The 16,221-nt window shown below is 65.1% G+C and carries 13 protein-coding genes; 2 read left to right on the forward strand and 11 right to left on the reverse strand.

The window, feature by feature from the left end; all coding sequences use genetic code 11:
• Nucleotides 1-20: 20 nt before the first annotated feature.
• The 3 genes from BM393_RS14970 to BM393_RS14980 are packed head-to-tail and all read right to left on the reverse strand — an operon-like array spanning nt 21 to nt 4,856.
• The gene (locus BM393_RS14970; RefSeq protein ID WP_141225345.1) at nt 21-2,351 is read right to left on the reverse strand and encodes a glycoside hydrolase family 2 protein; all 2,331 of its coding nucleotides are present in this window, start codon (nt 2,349-2,351) and stop codon (nt 21-23) included.
• A 7-nt stretch (nt 2,352-2,358) separates the two neighbouring features.
• A complete protein-coding gene (locus BM393_RS14975) occupies nt 2,359-3,564 on the reverse strand; it encodes a LacI family DNA-binding transcriptional regulator (RefSeq protein WP_175538352.1) in 1,206 nt (401 codons plus the stop codon).
• Entirely contained in the window at nt 3,561-4,856 is a 1,296-nt protein-coding gene (locus BM393_RS14980; RefSeq protein ID WP_091727673.1) for a sugar MFS transporter, read from the reverse strand. The genes BM393_RS14975 and BM393_RS14980 overlap by 4 nt, the downstream gene beginning before the upstream one ends.
• A 239-nt stretch (nt 4,857-5,095) precedes the next feature.
• Here BM393_RS14980 and BM393_RS14985 point away from each other — a divergent pair, with 239 nt between their 5' ends.
• Nucleotides 5,096-6,154, forward strand: a complete 1,059-nt coding sequence (locus BM393_RS14985) for a glucokinase (protein WP_091727676.1) — start codon at nt 5,096-5,098, stop codon at nt 6,152-6,154.
• Nucleotides 6,155-6,371: 217 nt separating this feature from the next.
• Here the strand turns inward: BM393_RS14985 and BM393_RS14990 are convergent, their stop codons facing one another.
• A complete protein-coding gene (locus tag BM393_RS14990) occupies nt 6,372-6,563 on the reverse strand; it encodes a hypothetical protein (protein ID WP_091727678.1) in 192 nt (63 codons plus the stop codon).
• Nucleotides 6,564-7,031: 468 nt separating this feature from the next.
• Complete coding sequence (locus BM393_RS14995; RefSeq protein WP_141225346.1) at nt 7,032-7,670, reverse strand: hypothetical protein; 639 nt, start codon at nt 7,668-7,670, stop codon at nt 7,032-7,034.
• Between the two features lie 85 nt (nt 7,671-7,755).
• Between BM393_RS14995 and BM393_RS15000 the strand changes: the two genes are divergently transcribed.
• Nucleotides 7,756-9,195, forward strand: a complete 1,440-nt coding sequence (locus BM393_RS15000) for a chloride channel protein (protein WP_091727687.1) — start codon at nt 7,756-7,758, stop codon at nt 9,193-9,195.
• 58 nt (nt 9,196-9,253) lie between these two features.
• On the opposite strand, the gene arr is transcribed toward BM393_RS15000, so the two are convergent.
• From arr to BM393_RS15025, 6 genes are all read right to left on the reverse strand, one after another.
• Nucleotides 9,254-9,649: an NAD(+)--rifampin ADP-ribosyltransferase gene (gene arr / locus BM393_RS15005; protein ID WP_091727691.1), complete on the reverse strand. Its 396-nt coding sequence runs from the start codon at nt 9,647-9,649 to the stop codon at nt 9,254-9,256.
• 38 nt (nt 9,650-9,687) lie between these two features.
• Complete coding sequence (locus BM393_RS15010; RefSeq protein WP_141225347.1) at nt 9,688-10,614, reverse strand: MHFG family PEP-CTERM protein; 927 nt, start codon at nt 10,612-10,614, stop codon at nt 9,688-9,690.
• Nucleotides 10,615-10,760: 146 nt separating this feature from the next.
• A complete protein-coding gene (locus tag BM393_RS15015; protein WP_141225348.1) occupies nt 10,761-11,633 on the reverse strand; it encodes a hypothetical protein in 873 nt (290 codons plus the stop codon).
• A 13-nt stretch (nt 11,634-11,646) separates the two neighbouring features.
• The gene (locus BM393_RS26425) at nt 11,647-12,006 is read right to left on the reverse strand and encodes a DUF6404 family protein (protein ID WP_404932648.1); all 360 of its coding nucleotides are present in this window, start codon (nt 12,004-12,006) and stop codon (nt 11,647-11,649) included.
• A 342-nt stretch (nt 12,007-12,348) separates the two neighbouring features.
• The gene (locus BM393_RS15020) at nt 12,349-14,964 is read right to left on the reverse strand and encodes a S8 family peptidase (protein ID WP_091727702.1); all 2,616 of its coding nucleotides are present in this window, start codon (nt 14,962-14,964) and stop codon (nt 12,349-12,351) included.
• Nucleotides 14,965-15,020: 56 nt separating this feature from the next.
• Nucleotides 15,021-16,034, reverse strand: coding sequence for an AAA family ATPase (locus BM393_RS15025; protein ID WP_091727705.1), 1,014 nt, complete (start codon nt 16,032-16,034; stop codon nt 15,021-15,023).
• Nucleotides 16,035-16,221 lie beyond the last annotated feature (187 nt).

The following is a 16,221-nucleotide window of genomic DNA, read 5'->3' on the forward strand; positions in this document are numbered from 1 at the left end:
CGAGGACTTCCTGTGGGAGTTCAGCGATCCACCGGCGCGGCGGCATCGGGGATGGGAGCGGGGGCGCGGCTGGCGGGGGCAGGCTTGACCTCGGCGGGGAACGGCGCGGCGCCCAGGCGCAGCGCGGCCTGCTCCAGCCGGCTCTCGAGCGCGAGCGCGCCATCGGGCGCGAGCACGCGCAGTCGCAGCGTCGCGGCCGGCAGGCCCTTCTCCGCCGGCCACCGGCCTTGCAGCGTGAACGGGGCGGCGAGGTCCGGCAGGCCTTGCGCGCCCTGCCCGATCAGCCGGCCGTCGCGGTCCGTCATGCGCCACTCGGCCCGGTAGCCCAGCAGCGGATAGGAAGGCAGCTGCGCCGCGCCATTGGCCTGCAGCACGGCCTGGAAGCCCGACAGCCCCTCGCCTTCCCACGCCCAGCCCAGGCGGGCCGTCAGCGGCGCGTTGCGCTGCTGGTAGGCGGCATACGAGGGCTTGCGCTGACGATGCTCGTCGACCACGCCGTGGTCCACGTAGCCGGCGGTCTCGCCGGCGGCCAGGTTGCGATGCGACTTGTAGTCCTGGTAGATCCAGAAGATCGCGCCCGCGACGAAGTCGCGCCGGGCGAAGGCATCGAGCTGCTGGCGCAGGTTGGCGATGCGCTGGCGGTCGGCCTCGGCGGCGTTCGGCGCGAAGGGGCCGACGAAGCCGTACTCGGAGATGACCAGCGCCTTCTCCGGATAGGTCTTCTGGATGAAGTCCAGCCAGGGCTCGACCTGCTCGGCGGCGCCGCTCCAGCTGCCGAAGTAGGCGTTGGCCATGAGGAAGTCAGCCTCGTGCAGCGCAGCGTTGTCGCGCCAGGGCGCGATGCTCACGTCGGAGTCCGCGAAGGTGAAGAAGCGCGCGGGATCGAGCCGGCGGACCGCCGCCTTCATGCGCCGCACGTAGTCCAGGCCGCCGGGCAGGCGCGTGTCGCTCTCGTTGCAGACGCTCCACGCGAAGATGCTGGCGTGGTTGCCGTCCGCGGCGATCATCTCGCCCAGCATGCGCTCGGCCAGGGCCTGCACGCGCGGGTCCTTCAGCTGGGCCTCGCTGAACTGCCACACCGGGATTTCCGGCACCAGCAGGATGCCGTGGCGATCGGCGTAGTCGAGCACCGCGGGCGGCTGCGGATAGTGCACCGGCCGCGTCAGCGTCGTGTGCAGCGCGCGCAGGTCGTCCCAGTCATGCAGGATGCTGCCGCGGGTCTCGGCCAGGCCTTCCCAGGGCGTGTCCTCGTGGCGCGTCAGGCCGGTCAGCCGCACCGGACGATCGTTGACCCAGAGCTTGCGGTCGCGCAGCTCGATGCGGCGCAGGCCCAGCGTGTCGGTGCGCGTGTCCAGCACCTGGCCTTGCTCGTCCCGCAGCTCGGTGACCACGCGGTAGAGCTGGCCGTCGCCGATGTTCCACAGCCGGGGCCGCGCGATGGCCAGGCGCAGGTCCGCGCTGCCCTTGCCTCCGGCCGGCAGTTGCAGCGGCTGGCGCGCGGAGGCCGCGGTCGCGCCGTCCGGCGCGAAGGCGGTGGTGACCACCTGCAGGCGGCGCGCGCGCGGGCTCGCGTTCTCCAGTTCGACGCGGGCATCGACCTGGGCGGGCGCCTCGCCGATGGCGCGGCCGGCCAGGGCCCCGCTCAGCGTGGCGCGCAGTGTCTGACGGCGCACCAGCGCGCCATCGCCGACGCTCAGCCACACGTCGCGCACCAGGCCGCCGAAATGCCACCAGTCGTACCAGACGCTGCCGCTGCCCGCCAGGCGCATCGCGTGGCCGGGAATGCTGCTCGCGGTCGGCCGGTTGTCCACGGCGACCACCAGCAGATTCGACTGGCCGCGCCGCAGCAGCCCGGTGATGTCAAAGGCATGGGCCGTGTGGCCGCCCTCGTGCTGACCGACCTCCACGCCGTTGAGCCAGACGCGGCTGCGATAGAACGCGGCGCCGAAGTTCAGCTCGACATGCGCATCCGGCGCGAGCGGCAGCGTCAGGTCGAGCCGGCGGAAGTACCAGCCGGTGCCCTCGAAGTCGACGTCCGGCTCGGAATCGGCATTCCAGGTGTGCGGCACGGCCACGCTGCGCGTGTTCGCCGGCACGGCGCCGGTCCAGCCGGCGGTCACGCCCTCGTCCTTCGGATCGGTGCGGAACTGCCAGCCGTCGTTGACGTCGATGCGCGTGGCGGCTTCGGCCAGCGCCGGCAGCATGGCCAGCGGCAGCGCGAGGCTCGCCAGCAGGGCCAGCGGGGCCAGCGGGGCGAGCCGGGTCAAGCGGGCCCGACAGGCCAGGCGGGCCAAGCGGACCAGGCGGACCGATTGGACCGACATCGCGCGAAGGAGCGTGAGGAGCTTCATGGCGGCCTCAGCGGCGGCGCGGCGGCGCGGCGGAGCCCCGCACCACGAGCTCGGGCGTGAACTGCTCGGCGCCCAGGTCCAGCGGCCGGCCGGACTGGGCGTGGCGCACGCGCTCGATCAGGCGCAGCGCGGCGCGGCGGCCGATCTCGACCGTGTCCTGCCGCGCGGTGGTCAGCGGCGGCCAGGTGAGCTGCGAGAAGGGGCTGTCCTCGAAGCCGGCGATGGCCAGGTCGCTCGGCACGTCGAAGCCGACCGAGCGGGCCGCGGCCAGCACGCCGGCCGCGATCTCGTCGTTGCTGCCGAACACGGCCGTCGGCGGCGCGCTCATCGCCAGCAGCTTGCGGGCGCGGCGGAAGCCGGAGTTGAAGTTGAACTCGCCTTCCAGCACCAGCTGCGGATCGACCTCGACGCCGTAGTCGCGCATCGCGTCCATGTAGCCGGCATAACGCTGGACGCTGGACTCGTAGTAGCCCTCGCCCCAGAGGAAGCTGATGCGGCTGTGGCCCAGCTGGATGAGGTGCTCGGTGACGGCATGGGCGGCGCGGCGGTCGTCCACGCGCACGCAGTCCTGCATGTCGCGCGGGTCGTCGCCGGCCGAGACGATGCGGATCACCGCCACGCCGTGCGCCGCCAGCGCCTGGACCAGATCGCGCTGCTCCGACATCGGCGGCGCCAGCACCAGGCCGGCCAGGCGAGAGCGCCGCACCAGGGCCAGCAGCTCCTCGATGGAGCCATGGGCCGGCGTGCTGCAGGGATGGATCTGCAGGCCGTAGCCCTGCTCGCGGCAGGCGGACAGCACGCCGTTCTGCAGGCTGACCAGGTAATGCGCGTTCGGGTTGCTGTAGACCAGGCCCAGGGCGAAGGAATGCGTGCCGCGCAGGCTGCGCGCCAGCGGATCAGACTGGTAGTTCAGCGCGGCGATGGCCTGGCGCACGCGCTCGCGCATCTCGGGACGCACGGCCGCGTCCTCGTTGATCACGCGGGACACGGTCTTGAGCGACACGCCCGCGGCCTCGGCCACGTCGCGGATCGAGGCGCGCGCCGGCGCGACAGCCCGGGGCTCGCCGCCGGCGTCGATGGTCTCGGGCGCGGGGTCGGCGGCTTCGGTGATCTCGGCGGCCTTGCCGGGCCGGGGCGCCTTGGCGGTCCGGGTTGCCTTGACGGCCTTGGCCGGCGGGGTCGCGGCGGTCTTGGTCTTGGGAGACGGCTTCATTCGGCCTCCCCCTCGCGCAGGCCGACGCGATAGCCGGCCAGGCCGTAGTAGAGGATGTACAGATAGCAGGGCGCCATCAGGGCCAGGAACACGAACTGGAAGTCGTAGTGCTGCTTGAGCACCGCGAAGGCCTGCGGAATGATCGCGCCGCCGGCGATGCCCATGATCAGCAGCGCGGCGCCGCGCTCGGTGGCCTCGCCCAGCGCGCGGATCGCGAGCGGGAAGATGGCGGGCCACATCATGGCGTTGGCGAATCCCAGCGCGGCGACGAAGGCCACCGACACATAGCCCTGCGTGGTCCACGCGCACAGCGAGAGCACGACGCCCAGCGACGCGGACACCGCCAGGTAGCGCTGCTGCGAGATGTACTTCGGGATCAGCACCAGGCCGGCCACGTAGCCCAGCAGCATCGCCACCAGCGTGAACGAGGTGAAGAACTTGGTCTGGTCGGCCGGCAGGTTGAAGCCCGCGCCGTAGGTGCCGATCGCGTCGCCGGCCATCACTTCCACGCCGACGTAGACGAACAGGCACAGCACGCCCAGCCACAGGTGCGGGAAGGCGAACACGCCGCGCCTGGCGCCGGTGGTGGCGGCCTCGCCGCGGTTGGCCTCGGCCGCGCGGATGTCCGGCAGCGGCGAGCGCAGGATGCCCACGGCGAGGACGGCCAGCACGCCGGCCATGATCATGTAGGGCGTGTGGATCTTCTGCGCGAAGGTGTTCAGCAGGATGTCGCGCGTGGTGGCGTCGGCCGTCTTGAGGCTCTCCGCCAGGCCGCCGACGTCGGACAGCACCACCGCGCCCAGCAGCAGCGGCGCGAGGATGCCGGCCACCTTGTTGCAGATGCCCATCCAGGCGATGCGCTGGGCGGCGCTCTCGATCGGGCCGACGATGCTGATGTAGGGATTGGCCGCCGTCTGCAGCAGCGACAGGCCCGCGCCGATCACGAACAGCCCGGTCAGCGCGCCGGGATACAGGCGCATCGACACGAACTGGCCGAAGACCACCGCGCCCGCGGCGATGACCAGCAGGCCGATGGCCATGCCGCGCTTCATGCCGGTGCGCCTGAACACCGCCGCCGACGGCAGCGCCAGGAAGAAGTAGGACAGGTAGAACGCCATCGGCACGAGGAAGGCGTTCACGTCGTCCAGATCGAAGGCCAGCTTCACGAAGGCGATCAACGGTCCGTTAATCCAGGTGAAGAAGCCCATGATGAAGAACAGCAGGCCAATGATCGCCACCGGACCGAGCGGCGCTCGATGGGCGGGCGGGGAAACGGTTCCGGCGATGGACATGCAGGCCTCCGAGGTGAGCAGACTTGTTTATCTTTCTTGATGACACTGTTGTCAATCGAGTCCCGGCACTGTCTCAATTGCGCACTTCCGCTAAACATGCCTCCACCACAGGGGAAAGTCGATTCCCGCTGAGATTCAAGCGTTGATCGACGAGGGAAAACACCGAGCCTGGACGGCTCAATCTGTCCAATGCAGACATTGATTGACAACAGTGTCATTTGCACTTGAAACTCTTTCGAATGCGCTCTTCCCTGCCCTCGTTCGAACCCGGCGCGTCCGGCCCTGACGTCTTCTTTCTCGCGGCCGACGTGGGGGGCACCCACGCGCGCGTCGGGCTGGGCCGCACCGTGCAGGCCGCGTCCGGCGACAGCCCGGTGGAACTGCTGCACGGCGAGGTCTTCGCCTGCGCGCAATGGCCGGGGCTGGGGGAGCTGCTGGCGGACTTCGTCGCCCGGCTGGCCGATACGCCCTGGGGAGCCGAGGTGTCGATCCAGGCCTGCGTGCTGGCCTGCGCCGGCTACGTGCAGGAGGACCAGGTCGTGAACCGCAACCTGCCGTGGCCGGTGTCGATCTCCGCGCTGCGGCAGCGGCTGGGCATCGAGCGGCTCACCGTGATCAACGACTTCGAGGCGCTGGCGCACGCGGTGCCCTACGTCAAGCCGTGGGACATGCGGCCGCTGATGACGGGCGACGGCAGCGCGGGGGGGCTGGCCTCCGGCACGATCGTCGTCATGGGGCCGGGCACGGGCCTGGGCTGCGCCGCGGTGCTGCCGGGCAGCGCGGGGCCGCAGGTGCTGCCAACGGAGGCGGCGCATGTGTCGCTCGCGCCGGGCACCGCGCGCGAGATCGACATCCTGCGCCTGCTCGCGGGCGACCGCGACCACGTGCCGGTGGAGAACGCGCTGTCCGGGCCGGGGCTGCTCAAGCTGTACCGGGCCATCTCGACGCTGCGCGGGGAGTCACCGGTGCTGGACACGCCGGCGGCGGTGACGGGCGCGGCGCTGGAGCAGCGCTCGGAGGCCGCGATCGAGGCGCTGAGCACCTTCTGCGCCCTGCTGGGCAGCTTCGCTGCGGATCTGGCGGCGCTCTACGGCGCGCACGGCGGGATCCTGCTCGCGGGCGGCATCCTTCCGCGGATCGAGTCCTTCCTGCAGCAGAGCGATTTCAAGAAGCGCTTCCTCAACAAGGGCGTGCTGGCGCCGTTCCTCGAGCGCGTGCCGGTCCACCTGATCGACCACGGCGATCTGGGCGTGCTGGGAGCGGCGTGCTGGCTGGAGCGGGAACTGCGGCGCGAGTGAACCGCGGCGTCGCCCCGACGGCCCTCTCCGACTCCGTATTCCGGAAGTGAGGTCTCCGCAGATCACCGATGGTCAGCGGCCACGCTCGGCAGGACAGTGCGCTTGGGCATTGGATCCAGACGCAATGGCCAAGACGAAGCCGTCGTAGTTCCGACGCTCAGCCACTGGACAACCCTCCGGAGCAGGAGCTACCGCCATGGATAGCGTTCGTCCGCATTCAGATGAGTTCACGCGAGGTGAACAGCGCAATCACCGTCCGGCCGCCCATGTGCAACTGAGGCGTGTCGGCTCGGCGGATCAGGGTCTTGCGGATGTGCTCGCGAGCAGCCCGCGGCTGATGGCTCAGCGCCGAACGTTGAAGGCCCTCTGCGGACAGCCAGTTCAGCTGAACGATGGCGACAAGGGGCAAGGGGAGGAAACGGCCCCCTCCACGTCGAGCGGCTTGACCGCGAGAAGGTGGGCTGCCGGAGGTTTGGCGGGGTACTTCGGTGCTACGAGGTCTCTCGCGACCGGGGGCTGGATTCCTATGCTGACCCAACTTGGCGGCCTCGCAGGAGAACTGCCCGGGATGCTGTCCGGCCTCACCGATTTTCGGACGATGTTTGCGAGGGGGAATCTTGGGGCACGCGCGCTCGCAGTGGCTCCCGCCCTCGCCTCCTTGGCGTGGCTCCTCCCTCGTTCTTCGTCCACTTCATCGAGCGGAAATAGGATGGCTGGTTGGGGACAAAGCCAGCCACTCTCGAGCCAGCAGAATTCGAATGAAATGAGCTAGCAGGCTGTCCGGAGATCTTCCATGCGGAGGACGATGTTCTGCTGCAAGGACTGATCCGCAATCTTGATGCGGTACGGACGACCCCATTAACGATGGCGCCGATCTCTATCCGCACGACCACAACTGAATGGCCTTTTTCAGAACGTCGTCCCAGCACTCCTCTTGCACGACCGCCATGTGGTGCAGAGCGACATGGTCAAGGTACTCTGCGACCGCAAGGCGTTGTTGACTGCCGAGCAATGAGAACTCCTCCGACGAAGGACCGAGAGAGATGTAGTTGATGAAGCGCATCAGAAACAGATCTCCGGATCTATCCCTGCTGCCGACCTCGGCGAGTTCCATCAATCTCGGCAGCAGGTATGCGGCGGCCTCAGGCACGAGGAAGCCCAGTGGCCCCCAGGAGACCAAGCCGAAATCCACCGCTTCGATGGCTTCACGGGGCCTCCCGCCAAGCATCTCCTCATATTCAATCCGCTCCGGCTCGTAAAGGTCATCAACGATGTACCGGCTCGGCTGACGGAAATCGCCGAATGCTCTGTAGATCCCTGGGATCGGTGAAGACATCTCTTCTTGATTCATCAGCGCATTGTGGCGCTGGTGTCCGCCTTCGCCGTTCGATGCCACCGAAGCTGCAGGCTGGGAGCGCACGCTGGCTTTAGGCACTTGCCGGTCGCGAACCCGCCGGCGCTCAGCTCTCATGTCCAGACCGAGCAGGGAAACGGTCTCTCGGATCAGACCAATCAATGTCCCGCGAGAGGCAGAGGCCGATCTTTCGATCCGCCGATGGCCGACTGGCAGGCGTCAACGGGACGCGCGAGATACTCGCCCGATGGCCGACGAACCGACACGCCCTTCTTCCTCGCCCGGACCCGAGCCGAAGCCATTGGAAGGCCAGCATGATGCGCGCCCGCTGTCCCACGAGCATCACGAGCCGGATTTCATCTCGGCCGTACGGGAGGATCTCTCCGACTGGCGCCAGTGGCTGTCCCGCGCCGTGGTGCTCGCCTTCGCCATCGCTGCGGGCCTGGCGGTGGTGCTGTTCACGTGGGTCAGCGACCAGGCCATCTCGGCGTTCGCCGCGATGCGCAGCTGGTCGCCTTGGGCACCATTGATCTGGACGCCTTGTTGCACGGCGGCGCTCGTCTGGGTGACCCGCCGCTTTGCGCCGGGCGCCGCCGGCTCGGGCATCCCTCAGGTGATGGCCGCACTGTCGACCCGCGTGCCGGCGAGTCAGCGGGGACTCTTCGTGTCGCTGCGCCTGAGCATCGCCAAGCTCCTGCTCGTCTCTGGCGGCTTGCTCGGCGGCCTGGCGATTGGCCGGGAAGGCCCTTCGGTGCAGATTGCCGCGGGCGTGATGCAACACGCGCAGCGGTGGCTGCCGCGACGCTCCGCGCTGAACCATGACGGCCTTCTGGTGGCCGGTGGGGCTGCGGGGATAGCGGCCGCCTTCAATGCCCCGCTGGCTGGCGTGATGTTCGCGATCGAAGAACTGACGCGCAAGCTCGAACAGCGCAGCAGCGGCCTCATCATCGCGGCCATCGTGCTGTCGGGCCTGATGGCGGTCTCGGTCTTCGGCAATGCGAGTTACTTTGGCCGCCTCCGGGTGGACCATCTGACCTGGTCTCATCTGCTTCCGGGTTTGCTGACCGCGATCGGCTGTGGCCTGGCGGGCGGCGTGTTCTCGCGCTTGCTGCAGCGCAGCCTGCTTGGCGGCAACGATCGATTCAGCCGATGGCGCGCCCGGTTCCCGGTGCGCTTCGCCTTCGCCTGCGGGCTGGCAATCGCGCTGCTGGGTCTGGTGAGCCAAGGCGCCACTGACGGCAGCGGCTATGAGTACACCCGCGGGCTGGTCGAAGGGCATCTCGACCTGCCGGTGCTCTACGTGACCTTGCGGATCGTGGCCACCTGGTTGGCGGTCTGGTCGGGGGTGCCGGGGGGCATCTTCGCGCCGTCACTGGCCATTGGCGCCGGCATCGGCAGCGACATCGCTCAACTCACCGCCACCACCGAAGGCGCCGCCGCATTGATCGCCATCGGCATGACGGCGTTTCTCGCCGCCGTGACCCAGGCGCCGGTCACCGCCTTCATCATCGTGATGGAGATGGTCGACGGCCACTCCATGGTGCTGAGCCTGATGGCCGCCGCCTTGCTGGCGAGTCTGGTGTCGCGCTGGATCAGCGTGCCGATCTATCACCGCCTGGCTCAGGCACAACTCGCGCGACTGCCAGCCGACGCCGCGGAACCCACCAGTCCGCCCTCCCGCGCCTAGGCGCGCTTCGGTCACGGGCTCATCGCGCTCGCGGCCACGCCGGCGAGCGCGCGGCCATTCAGTTGATGATCTCGCCCATGCCGGCTTCAACGCGAGCGCGAAGGGTCTCGATGAACTCGGTGTCGTACTTCTCCCAGTCCTCCAGCTCGCCCACGACCTTCAGGGCGTGCGTGCTCCGATACGAGCGCGTCGGATTGCCGGGGAACTTCTTGTCCGTCACGTTCGGATCGTTCTCGAAGTCGCCGAGCGGCTCGACGATGTAGACCCGCGGTCGGCCGTTCCCCTTGGCGATCTCGGCGGCGAGTCCGGCGCCTTTGGCGATCGCCGTGAAGTAGATGTGGTTCATCACCAGGCTCGGCTTGTAGTTGGACGTGAAGCCTGGCTTGAGCAGATCGCCGGACCGGAGGTCGGCTTTGGTGCCATGGAAGAAGGGCCCCTGATCGAGTGCCTGCATGTGTGCTCCGTGCGGGGAATCGGCGTTCAACGCAGCGCTCAACACCGAATGGGGCGCGACAGGACGTCGTGCGCGGTCGGCATCTTACGTAGTCCGACGCGCTCGTCGACGCCGCGCGGAGCTCGGCAACGCGACCGCGCCCTGCATGAGCGCCTGAGCGACGCGATGAGCAGACCAAGACCCGCGACGACCATGGCCGATGTCGATGGCTCCGGCACCGGCACCACGGGCGGGACCGCCAACGGCGGCGCGACGGTGGGTGGCAGCTCCGTCACGGCCGGCGGCAGCACGAAGAGCGGCGGCGGGGGAATCGCTGTCGGCGGTGAGCCCGTTGGCGGCGGACCGATGGATACCCGCGGCGGGCTCACGAACGAGCCCGGCGGCGTCGCCGGCACGCCGGTCAGCGGGGACGGCGGCAAGGTCGACAGCGGCGCTGGCGAGTCCCCAGGCACTGGCGCGGGCACACCGGCACCGGGTGGATCGAAGACCAGTTCTTCATCACCCGGCGGCCTGGCGCCACCGCCACCGCTGCCCGGCGCCCGCTCGATGCGGCTGACATTGCGACACACCGTCGGAACCATCACGCAAGCCGAGCCCTCGCAGTAGACGAGCGCGCGTTCACGCTGACCCTCGCTCCAACCGGCGCGGCTGACGGTGCCGCACACGCGGCCCTCGCCGAAATGCATGCCGCGGATGTCGGGCTCGTAATCGGCGCGGCCCACGATGCGATCGCGCGAGATCTCGACCACGTCGTCGTACTCGTGCGCGCGCATCCGGGCCTTGAGCCGCTCGCGCACTGCGGGCGGGATGTCCGTATAGCGATCGACCGCCGCGGGCACGTCGCCCATGAAGCTGTCGTGCCCCGGCGTATCCCAGGAACAGGCGGCCGGTCGGGTGGCGGTGGCGGCAGCCACGGAATGGGCGATCGCCGCGCCCATGGCCATCGCGGCCAGTCTGGTCAACAAGCGGTGCATCGGCAGGGTGGCGGCCCTGGGGACCTTGTCGGAGTGGAAACCGACAACGGTCTGGCAAGTCAGATACCTGGGGGGCAGGACTTGCGCTGGCGGGCCGGGACATGCCGGTGCGTATTTCGGAGGCGCTGCCTTGAGGTCTAGTCGGTTCTGACTGAGCAGCGGTCGTCATACGGGAACAGGTCGGCATGGTCCTTCGTGCAGACCACGAAACATCGGTTGACGACCAACTCACGGCGCTCCTGCGCGCTCAGTCCCCCGTCGTCCACATCACCCGGTGGAAGTTTGGACAGATCGATGTCGCCGTCCACGTTGAAATGGAACATTCCGTCTAGGAGATAGTCCCGCCGAAAGTCCGTTCGCCAAGACGAGTTGCTTCCCCAGCCATGGGCCAGGTCTTGATGCGGGCGCGTCTTTCTGCGGTGTGCCCAATACAGCGTTGATTGGTCCGCTATCCCCGGGGCCATGTGCGCCGAGCCAGCGGACACCGTGACCCCGGCACGCATGAAAAGCATCGGGCCGAGCATCAGGCAGGGCCAGTGGTACTTCAGGATTCGAGCCGGTCGAGCGGGATCGGCAATGGGCGTCAGTCCGACGATCTCGTGATGGAAGGGCGACCATCGTTCGGAGTGAACGATGTCCAATCCGATGCATTGTGCGAACCGGTGGAATTCGTCCTCGGTGACCGCTGGCCCCGGCCACTCGCTGCCATCGGCAGACCCCGTCTGGAATCGAAGCGCGAGCAGTTCGAGCACACGATGGGCCGCATAGAGATGCCAGAGTTCTTCGCTGGACATCTTGGGAATCGGAGTGCCTGTGCGGGCACCCAGAGATCGCAGCAGCTCGATTTCTGGGAGGTTGTTATCTAACCAAGGGCGCAAGAGGTCATCGAAGGCAGCCTGACCTTCGTATTCCAGCAGCGAGTGATATAGAGATCGAAAGGACATCTTCTCGGCGGTGTTCGTCGGTCTTGCGTAGGTCAGCCAGCGTATGTCCTCGAGTTGGGGCTGCACCGTTGCAAGCTGTTTAGACGCTGCTCCACGACGGAAGCCGATGACGCAGCCTTCCCGCTCGGTAATAGGTGGCGACCGCCGCTCCCCAGACCAGCGTTGTGGCCGCACTTGCAAGAAGCACGGCAAGCGGCGACGTCGTCCATGTCTCGTGATCCATCATGCACAGCCCAAGCACACACAGGCCAAGGGGGAGCCCATTGACAAGCGTGACACCGCCGAAGCTCATGAAATGCGGCGGAGGAATCCGAATCCCCAACTTCCAATACGTTGGATACATGGGCGGAAGATAAGTGCCTCTGTCCATCCCTGTTCGCTCAAGGATGCGTAACGCCCGGGTCACCTTCTCTTTGAAAATTTCAGAACGCATATTCATCTGTTGACAGAACGTCAGAGGCGCAAAGAGGCCCAACTGTTCACGGACAATAAAGTCTGCGACACGTCCTCCCGGGAAGTGAGCCGGTGATCGATATGCAAAAGTCGGCGGCTCATCGTTGATGAGGCAGATTGATTGCGCTGGGGCAGCAATAAAGTCTGCGACAACGGAGCGCCCACTAATTGGCTTCTCCGATCCAAAGCGCCGATCTAACGGCGACGCGGAGAGAACTTGCGGCGCGTGCTGGCTGGAAGAGGCCTCTTGCCCCCTCCTGGGAAAGAACTCTGATCAGTCACCCAGACCTTCTTGCAAGAGTTCTTGCAGTAGATCAAAGCTCCGGGATCACGGCGCAACGAGCACTGCCGGCTTGATGCGAGCCCGCACGTCTTGATAGATCGGAATATCCGCCTTGGCTTCCAAAGTGACCGCAAGCCCGTAGGGGATTACCGCATCGAGGTGCGCAGTCGCATCCTTCTTGCACACGACGCGAATTCGCAGATTGGCGCCGTCCTCGAACGCTTGTATCTGGTTCTTCCCCTCCAGCACCTCGTGTTGCACCGTGCCCCGTTCGACTTGGTTATGATCCCCATCTTGACGGTCTAGCCTGAGAACTTGGCTAGGCCAGCTTCCTCCGCCCGGCTCCAATACCAGTTTGGCCTCGCGAAGATTCCGGTGACCCGGGTTGATTGGCGTCAACCAAGCAAGTGTCACCACTAGCCGACGCCAAATCTTCTGGGAAGAAAAGCCTACGGGTATCGGAAATGCATACTCGTGAACCTCGTTCTCACGAATCTCGCCGCATCCCAGTACCGTAGCCCGGCGCTCGGTGCAGGTCAGCACGCGCTCTATGTCAACCGCTCCATAGCCCAGAAACCGTGCGACCACCTGCTTGAACTGCCTTGAATTGCTGACGCTCTTCAGTGCTTGTTCCAAGTGCTTCTTTCCCGCGTCGTCCTGCTTGGCTCCGTGGACAAGCAATGCCTTCATCAGCACCGACATCAACGACTCGGGGATGGCCTCCCCCTCCTCAACACGAAGCCTGTCAAGCATGTCGTAGAGGCGTACAGCGCCGCGGGTCGCCAAAGCGGTTGCATTGCTTGTGCCTCGCGAAAACGCCTCATTCGTCAGCGCTCCCGGCTGCTTGCTGTCGAATGCAACCTTTTGCCCCGGAGCAAGTTGAGACTTATCGACGCGATAGCTGTTAGAGCCGGCTTGCACTGGCGCCATGTAGAGCTGCCGTCCACCAGGCATCAGAATGTCCGGCTTGATCGAACGCCGAAAGCCAAACCCCAGCCGACTAGCCGGGCTAAAGAGCGCTTGCGACGGCAGGATGTCCACTCGCTGACCGATCTGGGGATAGTGGTCGCCTGAGTCGTCGGCATGCGCCGCGCCCACGGTAACGGCGTTCATTGACTCGGCAGGCGACAGTAGGCGTCTGGAAGAGAGGCCATTCGAGATTGCCGTCAGCGTAGCCTTGATCTTTTCCTGTTCGGAAAGAACTGCCCATTGCTGCTGGTTGAATCCAAGATCAATTTGATCGGCGTAGTTACCTGCGCTGACGCAGAATAGAACCCGATAACGATAGGAAAGCCAATCGAGCAATCTAGCCCATGGGCTCGGCGTATGAATGAATTCCCGCGCCGCATCTCCAATTGAGAGATTTACCACCTTCACAAACGGAGCCTGTGCGGGAAGGTCTCCACTGCCCTCAAACATGCGCCGCACAGCCACATGAATGCGATCCTCGAAGAACACACTGTCGGGCATGTGTTCGTCGTGATTGAGCGTCTGATGGTCAGGTTGCATTACAGGAATGCAATACAGCTGCCGCCCCAGTGGCTCCGATTCTGGGTTGCTGCGATCACCATGCAAGATCAATGACGCCATCGCGGTGCCGTGCTTGCGTTCGCCAAGCTGATAGTTCGCCTCAAGACCGAAGGCATCATCAACAATCACCCGGTCCTTCAAGGCCTCATGCAACTGCAGTGGCACGCCGTCGAGGAGCGCAGCTACCGCCTGCAGTTCACTGGCCCCCTCAGGGAACACACCGACTTCTCCCTCCCCCTCTCCGGAAGTGGCCAAGCTCTGCCCCGTAGGTCGGAAATACATGATGCTCGGAAACTTGAAGAGCTCAATGTCAACTTCCGAATCCGATGCTTCCACTTCGTCTAGCAGCCTTTTGATAGCGCCGGCCGGCAGCTCACCCTTCACTGCATGGAAAGCAATTTCAGGCATGTCGAGAAAAGCCCCCAGCGGCCGACCGCCTAGCCCCTCGAACAACGCTGTCAGCACAGTCTCGTTGCGTCTCCGCTTTGCCGCATCTCTCCTGTAGAAGAGCTCGACTTGGAATGTGATCAGCTGATTGGGCTGCAAAGGATCGACGAGATCGCGCCAGCGATCGATCATTCCTGTCTCAAATAGCGTCTCTTCGATTCCCCATCGGCGCAGCACGCTCAACTGCTCGAACACTGCCTTCCATTTTGTCTTTCCATAGGGCAGCCCACGGCCTACCCTCCATTGCCGCCATAAAGACAACAGTTCCTGCAAGCCAGCCATGTTGCTCATTGCAAGGAACATGCGCCCACTTAGCGGCTTGCCGGTCCGATTCCCCGTTTCGTCAAGTTCGTAGAACCCATCATCTGCAGCCTCGAATTCATCTAGCTCTGTCTCGCCCAGCCACTCAAGCCCAGCGGCTTCGATGGCCTGCTTGAAGTCCTCGACGCGCCCGACGACCTCGATGACCAAGACCATTTCAGGCTCTAGGCCAGCCAAGGCGCCGGTTAACGTTGCCTGATAGCGGGCGAAGTCCGCTTCAATGCTTTGAATCTGCCGCTCGACGCGAACCACCTGCGCGCCATGGCCCGGAACTCTTGGCGATTGAACCGGAAAACCCTGACCCGGGTCGGGTTGAAGCACCCGTTTATCCGGAAAAACTAGTAGTGGCAAATAGTCTGGCATCTTCCTCCCCTTTTGCTTGTAGTTGTCTAGCTATTCGTTATTTATTTCAGCTAGTCTCATTCATCCGATGCAACTTCCCCTTTCGGCATCAAACGCTTTTTCCATTGCGCTAGTCTTGACATGGTGATCGCCTTGGCGTCGTTGATCTGCGTACTCAAGACGGCGCGCCGCACCACGCCCATGCAAAACTCTTCCACTTCCGCAAAACTCAGACCTAGCAGACGTTTTGCGATCGTCTCAGCGGCCACGCCAAAATTAACGTCGCATTTTTTGGCAATGGAGGCCACAAAGATAGTGAGCTGAGCACGCGTTGGCTTCGGCAGCTCCAGGCGAACTTGAAACCGGCGCCATACAGCGCGGTCCAACAACTCAGGGTGATTACTGGCTGCCACTACTACTACGTAGTCGGGCAAAGCATCCAGTTGAAGCAATAGGGAGCTAACGACTCGCTTTATTTCTCCCGTTTCGTGGGTGTCACCCCGTTCTTTTCCTAGTGTTTCGAACTCGTCAAAAAAGAGGACACAGCGCTGCGTCCTGACGTAGTCGAGAAGCGCCTTAAGCCGAGCAGATGTCTCGCCCAGGTAGCTGCCGATGAGCGATTCGTACCGGACAACAATCAGCGGCGCCATTAGCTCAAAGGCTAAAGCCTCCGCCACAGTCGTTTTGCCATTCCCGGGCGGCCCTGCGAGCAGAACGCGATGCATCGGACTTAGAGCATGTGCATGTAGAAGTTCCGCACGGTGCTGCTCTTCAACTAGCTCCCGCAATTGTGATCGAATGCCTTCCGGCAGCACCAAGCTATCTAATGAGCGCTCAGGAACAACCTCCGCCACCAAATCCTTTGGCGCTGCTCCGTAGGCCTGGGACTGCTTGGTCCTCTGCGCGTTTGATTGAAAGAGAGAAGTCTGCGCAGAGGCAGTTAGCAAAGCCTTCTCGAGACGTTCGGCCAAGACGCGATGCCCCTTGCTTTTCTCCTCCTGAATCAACGCCTCCGCTGATTTTCGGAACATCTGGTGGTCGCCGCCGCTGACTGCTCTCACCAAGGCAACCAGGGTATCCGCTTGAGCCATTTCGTTTACCGTATTTGATGTCTAGGGCGGGCACATCCCAATGCACCCTGGGAGACTCTTCCCGCAAAGCGCGGGGCTGGCACTAAGGCCCGGGAATCTCCCAACTGAGACATATTATTCGCCATCTCTCGGCTGCCCTAGTGGGGATTTGCTCTTGGGGTGCGCGACCTACTGGCAGAGAACGGCG

This window comes from Mitsuaria sp. PDC51, assembly GCF_900113225.1.
Lineage (GTDB): Bacteria > Pseudomonadota > Gammaproteobacteria > Burkholderiales > Burkholderiaceae_C > Roseateles.

Bases quoted from the DNA above. Each gene is read 5' to 3' on its own strand.
- BM393_RS15000 (WP_091727687.1), top strand. From the start codon at position 7,756: ATGGCCGACGAACCGACACGCCCTTCTTCCTCGCCCGGACCCGAGCCG.
- BM393_RS14980 (WP_091727673.1), bottom strand. From the start codon at position 4,856: ATGTCCATCGCCGGAACCGTTTCCCCGCCCGCCCATCGAGCGCCGCTC.
- BM393_RS14985 (WP_091727676.1), top strand. From the start codon at position 5,096: ATGCGCTCTTCCCTGCCCTCGTTCGAACCCGGCGCGTCCGGCCCTGAC.
- arr (WP_091727691.1), bottom strand. From the start codon at position 9,649: ATGCAGGCACTCGATCAGGGGCCCTTCTTCCATGGCACCAAAGCCGAC.
- BM393_RS14970 (WP_141225345.1), bottom strand. From the start codon at position 2,351: ATGAAGCTCCTCACGCTCCTTCGCGCGATGTCGGTCCAATCGGTCCGC.
- BM393_RS15020 (WP_091727702.1), bottom strand. From the start codon at position 14,964: ATGCCAGACTATTTGCCACTACTAGTTTTTCCGGATAAACGGGTGCTT.
- BM393_RS15025 (WP_091727705.1), bottom strand. From the start codon at position 16,034: ATGGCTCAAGCGGATACCCTGGTTGCCTTGGTGAGAGCAGTCAGCGGC.
- BM393_RS26425 (WP_404932648.1), bottom strand. From the start codon at position 12,006: ATGAATATGCGTTCTGAAATTTTCAAAGAGAAGGTGACCCGGGCGTTA.
- BM393_RS14975 (WP_175538352.1), bottom strand. From the start codon at position 3,564: ATGAAGCCGTCTCCCAAGACCAAGACCGCCGCGACCCCGCCGGCCAAG.